Origin of the sequence: Candidatus Methylobacter oryzae (genome assembly GCF_003994235.2) — a bacterium.
Lineage (GTDB): Bacteria > Pseudomonadota > Gammaproteobacteria > Methylococcales > Methylomonadaceae > Methylobacter_A > Methylobacter_A oryzae.
Window position 1 is genome coordinate 1 of the sequence record NZ_RYFG02000111.1, and the last position, 17,612, is coordinate 17,612.

The 17,612-nt window shown below is 51.2% G+C and carries 11 protein-coding genes; 10 read left to right on the top strand and 1 reads right to left on the bottom strand.

Going from position 1 to position 17,612, the window contains the following annotated elements; translation table 11 throughout:
- Positions 1–305: 305 nt before the first annotated feature.
- The 8 genes from EKO24_RS16200 to EKO24_RS16245 all read left to right on the top strand — a co-directional run bounded on the left by EKO24_RS16200 (position 306) and on the right by EKO24_RS16245 (position 11,840).
- Positions 306–1,925, top strand: coding sequence for a lipopolysaccharide biosynthesis protein (locus EKO24_RS16200; protein WP_127027879.1), 1,620 nt, complete (start codon positions 306–308; stop codon positions 1,923–1,925).
- Positions 1,918–3,384 (top strand): O-antigen ligase family protein, encoded by a 1,467-nt coding sequence (locus tag EKO24_RS16205; protein WP_161990614.1) that lies wholly within the window; start codon positions 1,918–1,920, stop codon positions 3,382–3,384. The genes EKO24_RS16200 and EKO24_RS16205 overlap by 8 nt, the downstream gene beginning before the upstream one ends.
- On the top strand, positions 3,384–4,343 hold the full coding sequence (locus EKO24_RS16210) for a glycosyltransferase family 2 protein (RefSeq protein ID WP_127027877.1): 960 nt from the start codon (positions 3,384–3,386) through the stop codon (positions 4,341–4,343). Before EKO24_RS16205 ends, EKO24_RS16210 begins: the two co-directional genes overlap by 1 nt.
- Before the next feature lie 80 nt (positions 4,344–4,423).
- Complete coding sequence (locus EKO24_RS16215) at positions 4,424–5,590, top strand: glycosyltransferase family 4 protein (RefSeq protein ID WP_127027876.1); 1,167 nt, start codon at positions 4,424–4,426, stop codon at positions 5,588–5,590.
- Positions 5,591–5,986: 396 nt separating this feature from the next.
- Positions 5,987–7,483, top strand: a complete 1,497-nt coding sequence (locus tag EKO24_RS16225; protein WP_127027875.1) for a mannose-1-phosphate guanylyltransferase/mannose-6-phosphate isomerase — start codon at positions 5,987–5,989, stop codon at positions 7,481–7,483.
- 760 nt (positions 7,484–8,243) lie between these two features.
- Complete coding sequence (gene galE / locus EKO24_RS16230) at positions 8,244–9,254, top strand: UDP-glucose 4-epimerase GalE (protein WP_127027874.1); 1,011 nt, start codon at positions 8,244–8,246, stop codon at positions 9,252–9,254.
- Between the two features lie 310 nt (positions 9,255–9,564).
- On the top strand, positions 9,565–10,683 hold the full coding sequence (locus tag EKO24_RS16240) for a glycosyltransferase family 4 protein (RefSeq protein WP_127027872.1): 1,119 nt from the start codon (positions 9,565–9,567) through the stop codon (positions 10,681–10,683).
- Positions 10,680–11,840: a glycosyltransferase family 4 protein gene (locus EKO24_RS16245; RefSeq protein WP_206667298.1), complete on the top strand. Its 1,161-nt coding sequence runs from the start codon at positions 10,680–10,682 to the stop codon at positions 11,838–11,840. Before EKO24_RS16240 ends, EKO24_RS16245 begins: the two co-directional genes overlap by 4 nt.
- Positions 11,841–12,021: 181 nt before the next feature.
- Here the strand turns inward: EKO24_RS16245 and EKO24_RS16250 are convergent, their stop codons facing one another.
- Positions 12,022–14,154: a fibronectin type III domain-containing protein gene (locus EKO24_RS16250; protein ID WP_161990615.1), complete on the bottom strand. Its 2,133-nt coding sequence runs from the start codon at positions 14,152–14,154 to the stop codon at positions 12,022–12,024.
- A 1,136-nt stretch (positions 14,155–15,290) separates the two neighbouring features.
- Here EKO24_RS16250 and EKO24_RS16255 point away from each other — a divergent pair.
- Both EKO24_RS16255 and EKO24_RS16260 read left to right on the top strand, forming a co-directional pair.
- Entirely contained in the window at positions 15,291–16,316 is a 1,026-nt protein-coding gene (locus EKO24_RS16255) for a glycosyltransferase (protein WP_127027870.1), read from the top strand.
- On the top strand, positions 16,316–17,452 hold the full coding sequence (locus EKO24_RS16260; protein ID WP_127027869.1) for an NAD(P)/FAD-dependent oxidoreductase: 1,137 nt from the start codon (positions 16,316–16,318) through the stop codon (positions 17,450–17,452). Before EKO24_RS16255 ends, EKO24_RS16260 begins: the two co-directional genes overlap by 1 nt.
- The last annotated feature ends 160 nt before the right edge of the window (positions 17,453–17,612 follow it).

Below are 17,612 nucleotides of genomic sequence, written 5' to 3' on the forward strand. Positions count from 1 at the left end.
AAAAGAAAGTAACCAAAGACCAATCCGCCGGGAGCGGATTGGGACGCCAACGGCGCACGAAGTGCGAGCGCCGGGAGGGCGCGAGTCAGCAACCGGGAAAAGTACATCCGAAAAGACGCATGCAAACAGGACCACAAACACCTATCCGGCATTGCCCCATCATCAATAGAGACTGACATGTTGCTAATAACGATAACTTACACGATAGACCAAATAACCGGGGCGTTCAGTTGGAACTGTTCACGGCTAAGCAGGACAGATATTAAATCTAATAGCTCGCGTCAGTAATCATCTTAATCTTTAGTATGAAAGCTGTTCCTGCCGATATTAATAAACAAAGCGTAAGCGCCGTGAAGTGGAGCGCGCTCGGAAGCATCGCCCAGTACGGTTTGTCTTTGGGAGCGCAAATCGTGTTGGCCCGGATTTTGGGGCCGGAGAATTACGGTTTGTTCGCTATGGGCACTATCGTGCTGACATTCAGCAATTTTTTTTCCAATTTCGGCTTTGCTTGGGGATTAATCCAGATTCAGGACTTGATCGAAGAGGATGTCCGCTTTGTGTTTACATGGCAGCTGATTACCGGAGCGCTCATAGCGGCCGGTCTTTATTATCTCTCTCCCGTTGTCGCCGGTTATTTTAACGAACCTCGCGTTGAACCTATCGTCCGCTGGTTAAGTTTGGCCTGCGTGCTGACTGCGATTACCGCGCCTGCCGGCAATTTACTCCGGCGCGATCTCGATTTTCGCTGGCTCAATATCATTCAAATTATCAGCTACAGCATTGGCTATCTTGGCGTAGGCATACCGCTCGCCTATCACGGTGCCGGCGTTTGGGCTCTGGTCGCAGCCTGGCTTACGCAGTCTTTTGTGATGCTGGTCATGACCTTCGTCCGCCACCCGCACAGTTTAAAGCCCTTGTTTTGGTACAACCGGGCCAAAGTGATGTCGGGAGTTGGCATAACGGTGTTTATAACCAATATCTGTAATTGGGCCCTGAATAATATAGACCGTATTTTCCTGGGCCGTTTTCTCGATTCCCATGCGGTAGGGCTTTACACGGTAGGCTATAACCTTGCGACCACGCCGAACAACTTGCTTATCGGCGCGTTCCAGCCGGCGTTCCTGACCGCCGGCGCCCGTCTGCAATCCGAGCCGGAGCGCCTGCGCCGCGCTTATCTTCCGGTTATTGCGACGGTATGGATATTGATTGCGCCGCTGTTTATCCTGTTCGCGATCATTGCCCCGGATTTGATCGGCTTTTTATACGGTTCGGCGTGGCAGCCTACGGCGCTGGTGTTGTCTATTCTGGCGCTATCGATGCCGGCTTATATTACCTGGGCCATGTCCACCCCTATCTTGTGGAATACCGGACGTAAACATTTCGAGAGTTTATTGCAATTGCCGGTCCTGGCCATGACCGGCTACGCGCTCTATCGCTTCGCCGACAGAGGCATTGTGGCCGTTGCATTGATAGCCGGCGCTTGCCTTTTTGTTCGCGCGCTCGTGATTACAACCGCCGCCTGCCGCCGCTTGAATATTTCCGCGTTCGCTTTACTGCCGCTTTTTATCCGCGGCGTTGCCGTGACGGGCCTCGTCGCGGCCGGCACGCTGGGCGGCATTAAGCTAGGCGTTGCGGCGAGTGTTTATGCGGAAACTCATTTTGACCGGCTTGCGCCTCTTGTTTCCGGCATTAACCTGGACATTAACATCGCGGAGGCGACCGCTTATTTGTTGCCGTTGCTCGGAGGCGTTTTTATAGGGGGCATTAGTTTATTGGCAATCATGTTCATTTTGCCGCGCTTGCTGGGTAATGAGGTGTTGGGAATGTTGAACCGCTTTAGCCCGAGGCTGTTCCACGCATTGGCCGATAATGCCGGGCCCGGCTCCGGTTCAGGCAAACTGCAAGGCTTGGTCGAAAATGATTGAGTTCCTGCTATTGCCGGTAGCGTTGCTGGTATGCTTTGCGGCAGCCGTTGCCCTGATATTTTATGGGCTTAAACTGGTTTACGTCATTCGCGGCAAGCATGGACTCTTGCCGTACATCTTTTATTTTTTAACTTTCGGCAATATCGTCTTGGGATTGACCTGCGGAAGAAATTTATCCGCCGTTATCGATCCGGGCCAAGTAAACGCCAACCTCAATGTCGAGTTACCGCCTTCACCCTACTATGTGATGTGCGGCCGTGTTGTCACCGTACTGGTTCTATTTGCAGCCTGTCAGCGCATCGTCAGGCAGTTAATGCACTACCGCAATAAACCCGACGCGCCGGTTTTGCTAATTGTTACCCTCTGGTTTTTCTTTTTCACTAATGTCGTTACCACGGCAGCTTTCAGCGCCCACCCGTCGCTTGAACATTACTACGTGTATTTAGTCTTGGTCGGTACCGCTTCGCTATTGCTTAATAGAGGGGAAGAGGAAATTTCTATTTGCACTCTGCGTAATATCTTGTTTGTTTTTCTGTTGATCAGCGTAGCGGTTATTCCCTGGAATCTTGGTCTAGTGATGGACAATAAATATGTTGAAGGAATTGTCCCTGGTTTTACTTACCGTTATTCCGGACTGGCTTCTCATCCGAACTCTATGGGTTTAATTACGACTCTGTTTCTTCTATGTCTGTGGAATCACCCTTTCGGCAACCGGTTTATTAATCGGTCCGCCTGGATAGCCGGGTGTTCGAGCCTGTTGTTAACCCAATCGAAAACCAGCTGGATAGGCTTTTTATTGTGTATGTTTTGCATGGGTTGTTTTAAACACGGCGATTATTTAAAACGGCGGCTTTTCGACTATAAAAACCCCGTTCTATCGATTCTTTTCATTTTTACGGTCATGACAATAACCGGGACGCTGCTGGCTGTGGTTATGTTCGGCAATATAGGCGGCAAAATCGACTCCTTTTTTGCGTCAAGCACCGGTTCGAGCCTTATGACCATGACAGGGCGTACGCAGATATGGGAAATTGCGCTCGATGAATGGCGCCGCAGTCCTGTTTTCGGTTATGGCCTGACTATCTGGGATGAAGCCCACCGGGCCAAAATCGGCATGCCGATGGCTGTTACCGCGCATAGCCAGTTTTACCAAACGCTTGCCAGCTCCGGTGTTGTGGGCATGGCAGGATTGATCGTTTATGTGGCGGCATTGCTCTGGTTCACGTTGAAAACCGCAAAATCGAGCCAGGGATTAACGCTCGCCATCTTTTTCCTGCTTTTTTTACGATCGATCAGTGAAGTTTCGATAGCGATAACAGGGCAGTGGGACTTTGTTGAATTTGCCCATTTATTGTTGCTAACGGTTATAGGCGGCCAGTTCAAACTCGATAGCATCAAAAAAGCTAATAACGCATTAATGACTTATCAAAAATTTAGCTCTTCGAGAGGTTTTAACTAATGCTCTGCTCAATCATTATCCCTTTATATAACAAGGAAAACTTTATTACGACGGCGATTGAATCGGTACTTAGACAAAGTTACCGGAATTTCGAAATCATTGTCGTCGATGACGGCTCAACCGATGATAGCGTTGCACGGGTAAAAACCATTTCCGATCATCGGATTAAAATGATTCAGCAAGCCAACAACGGTGTTTCGTCTGCCAGAAACCGGGGTATCGAACTGGCAAAAGGGGAGCTTATCTGCTTTCTGGACGCCGACGATTGGTACTTGCCGATGTACCTTGAAACGATGGTTTCCATGGCGTCGCGACATCCCGGCATCGTATTTTTCGCGAGCCGCTTTAAAAGCATCAGCAACCCGCAGCCGGCAGACCTGTGCTGGGACCCAGGCGATACCGATAGGGACGAATTAGTTAGTGACTTTTTCTATCGTTGGCGATTGGCAACTTTCTTCTATACCAGTTCTGTTGCTATTAGACGTACAGGCTTATCGCGGCTGGATTCTTATTTCCCGATAGGCGAACAATGGGCGGAAGACCAGGACGTATGGTTTAGGTTGGCCGAGATTTCCGATATTGCCTATTGTCCTGCGCCGCTCGTAGGTTATAGAACCGAAGTGGAGGGTAGTCTTTGCGCGATCTATAGCCTGTTTCCTTTTCCGCCTAGCCATAGACGTCTTGAACAACGCGCACTCGATCAACGCTATCCGGCCCATCATAGAAGTGCCGCGCTTAGGTTGGTTTCAGAGGCCAAAATCAGTTTGGCGCGTTACCGGTTGATGGAGGGGCAACGTTACGCCGCTTTTATTCAACTATTAAGCTCGTGGCGTGGAGTGGTTTCAAGGCGATGGTGGGTCAGTTTAATCATGTGCGTGGCCGTTTCTCCGGCCTTGGTAAGACGTTGGGAAAGCTGGCGTCTTCAGCGAAAACAGACTGTGGTTGGTGAAGTGTTTTAAGCGGCGGAGCATTCGTATTCTTATTGGAATGCCTTGGCCGCTGCATTTTTTAAATTCTAATGACAACGGAGTGATCTACTATGCGTATTACCCTCATATCAATGCACTTTGCCGAGTACGCCTGCCGGCTTGCGGAAGCGCTGGCTCACGACCACGAAGTTCAATTGCTGCTGGGCGAACAAAATGCGGTTTCCGAGCTTGAAGATGAATTAGAACACTACCGTTCGATTCCGCAGCTGACCATTGTCACGTTGCCTCACGGCAAGTCGCCGATACGCTGGTTACAGAATACAGTCCGTTTGATCGGCGAAGTCAAACGTTTCAAGCCCGATGTCGTTCATCAACAAGAAGCCACGCGCGATTATGCCGTTGCCGCGCAAATTTACCTGAGTCGGTTTTTTCCTTTTATTCTGACTGTGCACGACCCGAAACCGCATTCGGGCGAGGATTTACAACGGCATCGATTCAGCCGTCACAGACTCTATCAATGGATTTTGCGTAAACTCTGCGACGATGCGATTACGCACGGCAGCCTGTTGTGCGAACAGCTGGTTGCGGTAGCGCCCTGGCTTTCGGGACGGGTGACGAGCATTCAGCATGGGCCGATAGGGCTAGTGCAAACACCGCAATTGGACGAGCCGGATGACGGAAGCCTGCTGTTCTTCGGCCGCATCAATGCTTACAAAGGTTTACGGTATTTTGTCGATGCGGTCCTGCATTTGCGGGCCAAGGGGATTCGCGTCAAAGGCGTGATTGCAGGGCGGGGGGGCGATTTGGCGCCGAACCGGGCGGCAATCGAAGCGAATGACTGTTTTGAGCTGCATGAAGAATTCGTATCGCGGGCTAAAGTTAAGACTTTATTTACGCAAGCTCAATTGGTCGTCATGCCTTATGTCGACGCCACGCAAAGCGGCGTCGCGGCGATGGCCATCGGCTTTGGCCGGCCGGTCGTGGCGACGCGGGTCGGGTCCATCCCGGAAATGGTGCTGGACGGCTATACCGGTTTGCTGGTGCCGCCTCGCGATACGGTCGCGCTGGCCGATGCAATCGAATCCTTGCTTTCAGACCCTGTGCGCTATGGCATGTTGACCGAGAACGTGCGGACGGCAGGAGGGCATGGCGAGCTCGGTTGGAAGGCAATCGGCCGCGCTACGTCGGTGGTGTATTCCAAAGCCATAGCACGGCGCGGATACCGGCAGTCCGAGGAGCCGTGGCGGTCGCCGACAGCTGAAAAATTCGATTTGTAGGGGTTGGTTTTCGTATGGATCGCTGAAATTTTCCGTTCGATCTAAGCGTAAAGTGTCGCTAACGCGACGTTATTTGAATCGGGGTCTCGCCCCCGAGGGCGAGATACTTTCTTTTGCTCCGCCAAAAGAAAGTATCCAAAGAAAAGGCGGCCCGATTGCCGCTTGCTTCCTGCGCTCCTCGCTTTCGATGGAGGTTGCCAGAAGGGCCATCCCTGGCCCTCTGTCAACGCCCTGCATCCATGCAGGGCCCCTGCGGGCTATTTCCATCGAAAGCTCCGGTGCTCGGCGCGGCAAACGGGAGAAAGTACATTCTATGCATAATGTCAGTTAAGTATGGAGATGGAATAAGTCTGGGCTATGCCACGACGGCCTAATACTATATCTAGGAGAACATATATGAAAATTGTCCCGGTTATTCTCTCCGGAGGTTCCGGCACTCGCCTTTGGCCGCTGTCGCGTGAACAATATCCGAAACAATTGCTGACCTTGGTCGGAGAGCATTCGATGTTGCAAGCCACGGCTTTGCGGCTTAAAGTTGAATTGAGCAGCTTGTCCGCTCAAACGAAACTTATGCCCTCTGGGTATACGGAAATGGCTTTCATCGAAGACAAAACGGTATTGGCGCCTATCCTGGTCGGCAATGAGGAATATCGCTTTCTACTGGCCGAACAAATGCGGCAAATCGGCATCAGCGGTTTCCCGCTGATACTCGAACCCTGCGGGCGCAATACCGCGCCGGCGCTGACGCTGGCCGCTTTAACGGCCGAGTTGGACGATCCCGAGGCTATTATGGTGGTTATGCCTGCCGACCATGTTATTCAAGGCGAGCAGGCTTTTTTAGAGGCCGTGCGCCTCGGCGTTGAATTAGCCGAAACCGGCAAGCTGGTTACGTTCGGTATTCAACCGACGGCCCCGGAAACCGGCTACGGCTACATTCGCGTCGGCCGGAGCTTGACGGATCACGCTTTTCAAGTCGCGCAATTTGTCGAAAAACCGAACCGGAGCACTGCCGAGCACTATCTTGCCAGCGGCGAATTTCTATGGAACAGCGGGATTTTCGCGATCAAAACGTCGGTGTGGCTCAGTAAGATCCGGCAATGCCGGGCGGATATCGCCGACGCTGCGTTGCAAGCCTTTAATTTACGCACGCAGGACAACGACTTTATCCGCCCGGATTCCGGTTATTTTAGGGCGTGTCCATCCGAGTCGATCGATTATGCGGTCATGGAAAAACTGGCGGCCGAGAACGGTGAGGTCGCGGTTGTGCCGCTTGCCGCCGACTGGTCGGACGTAGGCAGTTGGGATGCGCTTTGGGAAATCGGCGAAAAAGACCGGCAGGGCAATGTGTTAATCGGCGACGTGATAACGGTCGATAGCAGCGATACTTTAATGTTAAGCACTAAGCGCCTGGTGACTTGCGTCGGCCTGAACGGCTTGGTTGTCGTGGAAACGCCGGATGCGATTCTGGTTGCCGACAAAACGCATATTCAAAAAATCAAGGACGTTGTCGCGCAAATTAAAGCCGTCGGGCGCACCGAAACGGACGCGCATCGTAAGATCAATCGTCCTTGGGGCTGGTATGACTGCATTGACGACGGCGACCGTTTTCAGGTAAAGCGGATTATGGTCAATCCCGGCGCCTCGCTGTCTTTGCAACTGCATCATCATCGCGCCGAGCATTGGGTTGTCGTGCGCGGTACGGCGCGGGTGACAAGAGGGGATGAGGTTTTTTTGGTCAGCGAAAATCAATCGACATTTATTCCGCTAGGCACTATCCATCGCCTGGAAAATCCGGGCAAGCTGACGTTGGAAATGATTGAAGTCCAGTCCGGCGCTTATTTAAGCGAGGACGACATTGTGCGTTACCAGGATGATTATGGACGTAATTTATGAAGCTCGTTTAGCGCTTCAGCTTAATGAGGCGTAGGAAATTAGCTAGATAAATGGACTGCGAAGTTAAGAGTTGATGTTACGCATACGGATGATCGGATGATAAAAAAGCGTCGTCCACGAAAGACGCGAAAAGTACGAAAATACTAGGTAGACCTTTCGCTGGTTCCCAAGCCGGAGCTCTCGCCGTTATACACAAATATTTCGCGAGATGCTGTTCCTTACCGGCGTTAGGCGGGAAAACATGCGGATAGCAGACCTTCCAGGTAAGACGACTGCCATGGCTGGAGGCAATGCCGAGAACTGCCGGGAGCCGTCTCGGCCGCCCTCCTTGGCAGTCGGTCGCATCGGTTCCCGACCGATTGCGACACTTACGCCCTCCTTGGCAGTCGTCTTACCTGGAAGGTCTAACCGACAATATTCCGAACAGGCGGAATCTTTAATAAAAATTCGATAGACACGGTCGGCGAGAAATCGACGGCTGCTATTTTTTCGTGTCTTTCGTGCCTTTCGTGGACGCTGCTGCGTAAGTCCGTGTTTATTCGTAGGTATTTGACGATATACCAATGACTACCCGTTTAACTTACTCTGTGTACCTTAAAGATGTGCTTTCAAATCAATATTTACCAAACAGAAAAATGAAGCCGCGGCAGTAAAAGTCAGGTTCATGCCGGTCATTATTACCGGTTGAGCCGATTGCCGAATACGGCTTTGGGATGCATTAAGGTCAAAAGCAAATTTTGACGTAAAAAGGAGATAAAGCATGAAAATTCTGGTGACAGGAGGCGCGGGTTTTATCGGCAGTCATACTTGCGTCGAATTGTTGAACTCAGGCTATCAGGTGGTGATCGTCGATAACCTGCTCAATAGCAAGGCCAGCGTCGTCGATAGAATAGCGGCGATTACCGGTAAATCTCCTACGCTGGTGAAGGCGGACGTCCGCGATAAAGAGACGTTGCGCAGTATTTTTTCAGCACACAAGATTGATGCGGTGATTCATTTTGCCGGTCTAAAGTCGGTAGGCGAGTCCGTCCGGCGGCCCCTGGAGTATTACGACAATAATATTGTCAGCACGCTGGCCTTGTGTCAGGTGATGGCTGAATTTAACGTGTTTCAGTTAGTGTTCAGTTCGTCAGCGACGGTTTACGGCGATCCGGTCAGCGTGCCGATCAGCGAAGATTTTCCGCTGAAAGTGACGAATCCTTACGGCAGGTCGAAATTGTTCAACGAAGAAATTCTTCGCGATCTGTTTGCATCGGATGCGCGCTGGCACATCACGCTGCTGCGTTATTTCAACCCGGTCGGCGCGCACGAAAGCGGCATGATCGGCGAAGACCCTAACGGCATCCCGAATAACTTGATGCCTTATCTGTCGCAGGTGGCCGCCGGCAAGTTGAGCGTACTGCCCGTCTATGGCGACGATTGGCCGACGCCGGACGGCACTGGGGTGCGAGACTACATTCATGTTTCCGATTTGGCTAGCGGCCATAAAAAAGCGCTGGAAAGGCTTGATCGGGAGCCGGGGATTTACGTCTTCAATCTCGGTACCGGCCAAGGTTATAGCGTGCTGGAAATGATTGCCGCGTTCGAACGAGTGACGGGACGGCAGGTGCCTTATCGCATTGCGGAAAGACGTTCAGGCGATATTGCAAGCTGTTATGCGGATACGGCGTTGGCTCAGGCGGAACTTGGCTGCGTGGCGACTCGCGGTTTAGACAAAATGTGCGCCGATTTATGGCAATGGCAGCAGTTTAGCGCGGCCGGGGTTGAATAAATTCAAGGTTTTATTCGAATAGATTTATCTCTATCCGTTCGGCGTCGCTAGCGCGACAGTTTATTTGAATCGGGTTCTCGCACCCGAGGGCGAGATACTTTCTTTTGCGTCGCCTCGGCAACTGCTCCTGCGTTGCTCTACCTCCTGCATCCTTGCAGTCGAAAAGAAAGTATCCAAAGAAAAGGCGGCCCGGTTGCCGCTTCTCTCCTGTGCTCGGCGCGGCAAACGGGAGACGTGCAACCAGAGTACATAACATCGGCCAATAAGAGTCCTCCATTCAGTTAATCGATAATTAAGAGATAGCCCAACAATGATTGCAATAGTTAATCCCCAATTCTATGGCGTCCACGGCATTGCCCGATATTTGGACTCTTTTCTTGCTAATTTGCCTACAGACCATCCGCCTGTCTATCTGATCACCAGTGACGAGCATCGCGTTGAGCGGCGGTATCCGGGCGTTGAAATTATTCATTTCCCGTACGATCACAGCCGCTTCAGCCTGTTTTTCTGGAGTTTAAAAGCGCGGGGCAAATTGATAAGCCTTTATAACGACGGCAAGATCCGCTGGGTTAACCTGCATTTTCCGCCGTTGATTCCCGGCCTGTTCCTGCCGTCTCATATTCCTGTCGTGCTAACCGCGCATACCACCTATTTGGGCATGTCGGGGCGGTTTTATAAGCCCCGGCATTTCGTCAGCCAGTGGAGCGGGGTGTCGATTGCTGTCAAATCGTGGATGGAAAACCGGATTTTTAACGCGACCGGCAAAGTCATCACGCTGACGGAACAAGGCCGGCAGGAGGTTGTAGCCTATGGTTTCAAAGGACCGGTGACGGTGATTCCGAACGGCGCCGACGTGAGATTGTTTACACCGGATCAAGCGGTTGAAAAAGACATCGACGTGCTGTTTTGCGGGCGCATCGAGATACGCAAGGGCAGCCGGCCGATGGTAGAGCTATGCCGGCGCTTGATTGCCGCAAAGCCGGATATCCGTATCGCTATCGTCGGTTACGGCGATGACGAGTCATGGGTCGGCAGCGCTTTGGCGCCTTATCGGCATAATGTGCAGATGACCGGTAAGGTGCCGTTTTCGGGAATGCTCGAGTACTACAACCGCAGCCGCGTTTATGTCTCCGCTTCGTACTACGAAGGCTTGCCGGGAACCTGCCTGGAGGCGATGGCGATGCAATTGCCGGCCGTGGTTTGGGATTTACTGTTTTATCGGGGCCTGGTCGTCGACGGCAGGACCGGTTTGCTGGCGGCACCGAACGATTTTCCGGCAATGACCGATAAAGTGCTGGCGCTGTTAGCCGATCCCCGGCTGGCGTCCGAAATGGGCAGAAATGGCCGGGCATTGCTCGAATCGGATTACAACTGGGCGAATCTGGCCAATGAAGTGTTGGCTGTTTTCGCCGAGGCAGGGCAAAGATGAGCCGGCCTATTCGTGTGATGATGTTGGGCTTACGCGGTTTTCCCGGCGTCCAGGGCGGGGTGGAGACTCACGCCGAGTATTTATGCGCGCGGCTGGTCGAGATGGGTTGCGAAGTGACTGTGCTGGTACGGCCCTTTTACCAGCCTGCGGAAGTCGGCCCGGAGTGGAAAGGCGTGAAGTTCGTGCCGCTGTGGGCGCCCAAAACAAAAGGGCTGGAAGCCATTGTGCATAGTTTCCTGGGAACGCTGTACGCCGCGTTTAAACGCCCGGATATTTTGCATATTCAGGCCATCGGTCCCGGCATTATGACCTTGCCGGCCCGGCTGTTCGGCTTGCGGGTCGTGGTCACGCATCATAGCCAGAATTATAACCATCAAAATTGGGGGCGATTCGCCCGTTTTATTTTCCAATTGGGCGAACGCTGGGGAATGCGTTGGTCGAATGGACGCGTTGTAGTTTCAAAAGCTATCGGTGACCTGGTCCGTGAAAAACATCGCGTGGAGCCGATGCTGATTCCGAACGGGGTATCTCTGCCGGAGCTGCCCGATTCGACCGGAGCGCTCGATATGTTTGGACTGACGCCTGGACGCTATGTGTTACTGGTTGGCCGGTTGGTGCCGGAAAAGCGCCATTTGGATCTGATCGCCGGATTTAAACAGGCCAATTTGCCCAATTGGAAGTTGGTGCTTGTCGGCAATGCGGATCACCCTGATGCGTATCAGCGTGAAGTGATCGACAAAGCCGCTGAACAGGGCGTTGTGATGACAGGTTTCCAGAAAGGTTTGGCGTTGCGGGAGCTCTACGCACATGCCGGGCTGTTCGTGCTGCCTTCATCGCACGAGGGCTTGCCTATCGCGTTGCTGGAGGCATTGAGCTACGGATTGCCGGTGCTGGCAAGCGACATTCCGGCGAATCTGGAGGTCGGATTGCCTTCGGAACGTTATTTTCCGTTGGGCAATGTCGACGTTCTGGCGGACCGGATCAAGCTGTTAACGCGAGAAAACCAGAGCGTGGCGGCACGTGAGAATATCCGGGCCTGGGTTAGCCGGAATTATAACTGGCAGGATATAGCCGAAAAAACACTAGCGCTTTATGTCGGTTGTCTTAACGAAAAACGGCGGAATTTTTTCGAATGGCTTGATTATATTGGCGGCTAAAACCGGGTCCGTCCGATTTTAGCCGGGAAGAATTGCAGCCCGCCTTCATGCTGACTAAGACTATAGAGGCGTTATAGTTCCTGTCCAACTCTCAGGACATGATGACTATATGAAGGTTCTGCAATATTTTTATACCAAGGGTATAAGTTTCGTTTGAGCGGAAGAGCCGCTCAACTCAGCTTTAGTTGGCGGTTTTAAAGCTGGCGACCGGGGATGAGGCGGTAGCCGATCCACTTGTGGCAACGATCTTGTAATAATAAGTCGTGTTACGGTTCAGGTACCAAAGAGTCCAATAACGGCTTGTACCGTTGTATTGGTTGCTGCCGGCGCTTAAATTAAGATTGCTGGGGCTGGTTCCGTAATAAATCATCGCGGTAGAGGTCGCATTGGTTGTCCAGTGAACGGTGGCGCTATACGACGTTATATTATCGACGTAGTAAGACGACACGTTCAGTGAGGAAGACGCGGCCGGAGTCGTAACCGTAGCGGTGTTGCTGGCAGCCGAGAGGTTGCCGGCGGCATCGTAAGCTTTGACTGTGTAGCTGTAGGATGTTCCCGCAACCGCAGAAGTATCGCTATAGCCGGTTGCCGCTTTGTTGCCGATTTCCGTGCCGTTTCTATAAATTTTGTAACCGCTAACTCCGACATTATCGGTGGATGCGTTCCAGGTGAGATTGACCTGGGTGGCTGAGCTAGCACTCGCGCCGAGGTTGGCGGGAGCCGAAGGCGCAGTGGTGTCGGAAGTTGGAGTCGGTGTCGGAGCCGGAGTCGGCGTGGAGGAGCTTTGGTACTCATGTCCACCGATATCCGGCGACGATCCCCGGCTAACCTGGAAGAAATCGTTAGATACGTTATTTAACGCCATTGCCGTGTTGATGACCGGCGAGCTGCCGGATATTTTGAAGTAAGCCGGAGTCATCGTACCCGATGTCGTTGTGCCCGATCTGGCTATCTGCGGATCTGCAATAACGTTGCTCGACGATGCTGCTGCCGAAGGCGGAGTTACAGTCCAGTTATTATTGGAAAAACTAATGCCGCTATTGCTGGGTATCGAGCTGTGATTGCCTATAATAATGTTATTCCTGATTTGCGAGCTTGAATTAACTACGTTTCCGCCGGAGCCAGTCAACAAGCCGCCGTCCACGATAGTATTGTTTGCTATCGTTACGTTTTTTAACCCGGAGTTGGCAACAAGCGTCCAAGAAAAGGCTGAAAAATCGGCATTGTAGACAAAGTTGTTGATAATTGTATTGTTGGTGGAACGAGGAATGTTCGATAGCTCGTCCGCCAGCGTAATGCCTGTATGTACGTTATTTCTGGATGGTATCGCAGGGTTTGACGAGATGTAAACCATGTTGCGTTGCACTAAGCTGTTAGTGGTATCGGAAACATACAGGTTGTTTGTCCAGTTGTCGAAAACAACGTTATCTTCCAACGTACAATGATCGGCTTCGTAGCAGGACAAACCTTCGCCCCAGTTGTTATAAACCGTATTGCGGCGTAAAGTGGAGTAAGAGTTGATGCCAGGTTTTATCGCTGCAGAGGTGCGGTTTCGGGCAGCACTGAGTCCCGTGCTCCAGCCTCCTTGTCCCGGGCTGGACGAGTTGCTTCTTGCACTCTGCCAAATTTTAGAATCCTCAACAATACTGTAATCGCCTTCAGCGAGGATACCGACGTCCCAGCTGTGATGAACATTCATTTTACTGACGGTATTATGATGCCCGGATAGATGGATGCCGCGGCCGCCGGCACGTGCGCCGTTGATATTGCTGTTTTTTATTTCAAAGCCGGAAATCTTGTTGTAGTTGCCGCTCACTTCAATTAAAGCGCCCCAATCTGAGTTAGGCAGTGAGGTTCCGCCGTCAATAACGGGGTTGTTATTCGGATAAGCGCTCAGCGTAATGCTGTTTTGGTTAATGGAAAGAGCTTCCGAGTAAGTGCCCGTCATCACATAAACAATATCGCCGCTGCTCCAGGCTTTGCTCAATGCTTTGTTGATTGTTCTTACCGGTGTTGACAGATCCGTACCGGTATTGTTGTCAGACCCCGAAGTGGAAACATAATAAGTCGTTGCGTAAGCCTGTTGCAGGCCGAATAAGCCTTGAATGCAACCGATAAAAATGAGTTTGGGGACGATGTTTTTCTTGCTATTCGTTTGCTTGGAAGACTTAGCGGCTTGCTGAGTCCGGCGATGCTCTGCGGTACTCGTGAAGGTTAAGAAGTTTTTTCTATAAAAAGCTTTCTGTGCCGATCGGACTTCCTCTTGATCGTCTTGAATGTTTAACGGCTGTAAACCTAAATTTAAGTTATCCATATCCGCTGTGCATTCTTGAGGCAAGTTCAGAGCAACTGCGGAAGAGTGGTTTAAAAGGGAAGGCGAAAATAACAGTTTAGTTGAATCTTTCATAAAAATTATCTCTATTACTTAAAACGGTTAATTTGCGAGACATTCACTGTCTCTTTTTTATATCACATTGAATTATAAGTAGAATCAAAATAATGGATGAGGCGATTTTTTATTTGATTCATGAGAAAATATTTCTATATAACTCAAGGTGAAGTTTATCTGTGAAATATTAATGTTCACTTAAATCTACGTACATTTACGTAAGTAAAAATACGTAGCCGTTCGACGCCGAATCGAACGGCCGATTATTGACGTGGCGGCATGACGTTGCGCAGTGTCCACGAAAGATACGAAAAAATAGCAGCCGTCGATTTCTCGCCGATCGTGTCTATCCAATTTTTATTAAAGATTCCGCTTGTTCGGAATATTGTCGGTTAGACCTTCCAAGTTTTACGACTGCCAAGGAGGGCGTAAGTGTCGCAATCGGTCGGGAACCGACGCGATCGACTGCCAAGGAGGGCGGCCGAGACGGTTCCCGGCAGTTCTCGGTATTGTCTCCGTCCATGCCGGTCAGAAGTGCTGGAGCCGCCGGGAGCGGCTCCAGTAAAAACCTGGAAGATCTGCCTAGTATTGCGCTGGTTCCCAAGCCGGAGCGGTCTTAGCGAATACGCACGTTGACCGCCGGCATCGCTGGTATTCACGGCGTCCTGACAGTCGAGCGGCCGAACCTGCTTGGTTGGTTGGGCTGTTAAATTCTTAAATCCTTAAAGACAAACTGTAGATTTTCACAATCCAATATTGCCGGTCAATGCGTAGCTTTCATTAAGTGTTTGTACTAATTGTAATGATGAGCTCGGCAAGCAAAAATAACCGTAAGTAATTGATGTTTTTAGCGTGCCGTACCGGCATGTTGAGGGCTTTTGCAATTTACTGCTCAGGAATAAGTTGAATTCATTTCATGAGTGACGTTTTAAGCTTATTGTTTACTCGCTAATTGCCAATATGGACTTCTACAACCGGGTGGTTCATAGGGCGCCATGGAAATTCGATGATCATTTTTAATAGAGAGCTAATTTAACCGTTAGCATTCAGGAGGTTTATAAATGAATGTTTTTCCTGTTTTCCTGTCTGTTGTATTCGTCTTACGCAACCAGTCAGACCAGATTGAAACAATATTATCGGACGCGGCAATCAACATCTCCTCAATAGTCAGCGATTATGAACTTATCATCGTTGACAATGCTTCGGATGACGACAGCGTTTCTGTGCTCAAGCATCTGACCGGAGAGAATGGCCAAGCCAATTTACAGGTGTACGCGCTGACCAAGGAAGTCGATACCGATACCGCGTCATGGGTTGGCTTGGAAAACGCGTTGGGCGACTTTGTTGCCGTTATCAATCCTTCATTAGACGACATCGGCTTTTTGCCGGAAATGCTCGACAAGGCGGTCAGCGGCGCTGATGTTGTGTTCGCCAATAATCAAAAAACGCCCGCCCAGAGTCTGGCCTATCGCGCTGCGTATGCGGTTTTTAACGGACTCTACAAGAGTTCGAACGGCATCAACCTGGCTAAAGAGGCCCCGCAGTTCCGCATTTTGAGCAAACGAGTCGTCAACTTTATCCTTCAGCATCCCCATCCTGCCGTCGCCTATCGCTATCTGCCGGCGACAGGGGGATTTGCACGGGTCAATCTGAACTACAGCGCAGTGCCCAAAGTTTCGTATACCAAGAGATTGAAAGGCCGCATTGAGCAAGGCATAAGATTGCTGGTTTCAACTACCCGCGCGCCGATGCGTTTGGTTACCTGGCTTTCCCTGTTTGGCGCGTTCTCCAATCTTTTGTATTCTTGCTATGTCGTTGCGGTTGGGTTATTCAAGACCGATATCGCTCCCGGCTGGATCAGTTTATCCCTGCAACAATCCGGCATGTTTTTCCTGATTTCACTGGTGTTGCTGGTGTTAGCCGAATACATCCTTAACGTGGTTTCCATCCAAAATGAAGGACCGCTCTATCATGTCGGGCAAGAATTCAGCAGCTCCCGCATTACGCGGTGCGAAAAACTCAACATCGAGGAAGTATTGGCGAATACATCGTCCAAGCCGATGGCTTATCCTAAACGGGCTGCCTGATGCCGGCCACGGGTATCAAGCAAGATGCGATCGTTATCGGCGGCGGCTTTTACGGTGCGGCAATTGCGGTTTATCTTGCCAAGCAGCGCGGCTTCAACCGCATTGTTGTTGTCGAGCGTGAGCGGGCGCTATTGATGCGCGCTTCTTACAACAATCAGGCGCGCGTCCATAACGGGTATCACTATCCGCGCAGTTTCACGACAGCGTATCGGAGCCGGATTAATTTGCCTAATTTCGTCCGCGACTGGCCCGATGCGGTCAGGCAGGATTTCAGTAAGTTGTACGCGATTGCGCGCCGTCATTCCAAAGTGACGGCCAAACAGTTCGTGCGCTTCTGCCGGGACATCGGCGCCAGGATTCAGCCGGCAGGGCAGGACTTAAGGGCATTGTTCGAACCGCGCCTGATCGAGGATGTGTTTCTGGTAGAGGAATATGTTTTCGATACCACGAAACTGGCAAGCTGGGCCGAACGCGAGCTGGAGGAATGCGGGATACAAATCCGGTTTCAGACCCAGGCCGCCGCGATTGCAAACAGCCACGGCGGCGCATTGAGCGTTACCTTAAAGCACGCTCAGGGCATTGAGGAGCAGCTCTCCAGCCGTTACGTATTCAATTGTACTTATAGCGGGCTCAACCAGCTGAATGGGGATTTTCCCGGAACCGCAACCGGTCTCAAGCAAGAAATAACCGAAATGGCGCTGGTGCAAGCGCCGCCCGCGCTCGATAACTTGGGAATCACGGTGATGGACGGTCCTTTTTTTTCGATGATGCCGTTTCCCGCGCGCGGCTTGCATACGCTTTCCCATGTCCGTTACACCCCGCATTTGCACTGGAACGATATGCCGGGCATCGATCCGTATCAAAAATTAATTCAGTACGATAAATCGACGCGCGCCAATCGCATGGTCAAGGATGCCAGCCGTTACCTGCCGGCCGTGCTGGATGCGAAATACGTCGATTCGCTGTTTGAAGTCAAGACCGTTCTGATGAAGAACGAGAGCGACGACGGGCGGCCAATCCTGTTCGAAAAACATCGCGAATTGCCGGGTTACTATTCGGTCCTGGGCGGGAAAATCGACAATATTTACGATGTGTTGGAAAAGTTAAATGACGAGAAGTTAAGTTTAAGTAACTGATGTTATGCATTGTCCACGAAAGACACGAAAAAATATCAGCGGCAGGTTTCTTGCCGGCAGTGTCGTTTGCGCTGGTTCCCAAGCTGGAGCTTGGGAACCAGCGTAAGACTGCAACCCCGTGTTTATCCGTTTAATCCGTGTCATCCGTGTTCTATTGGGA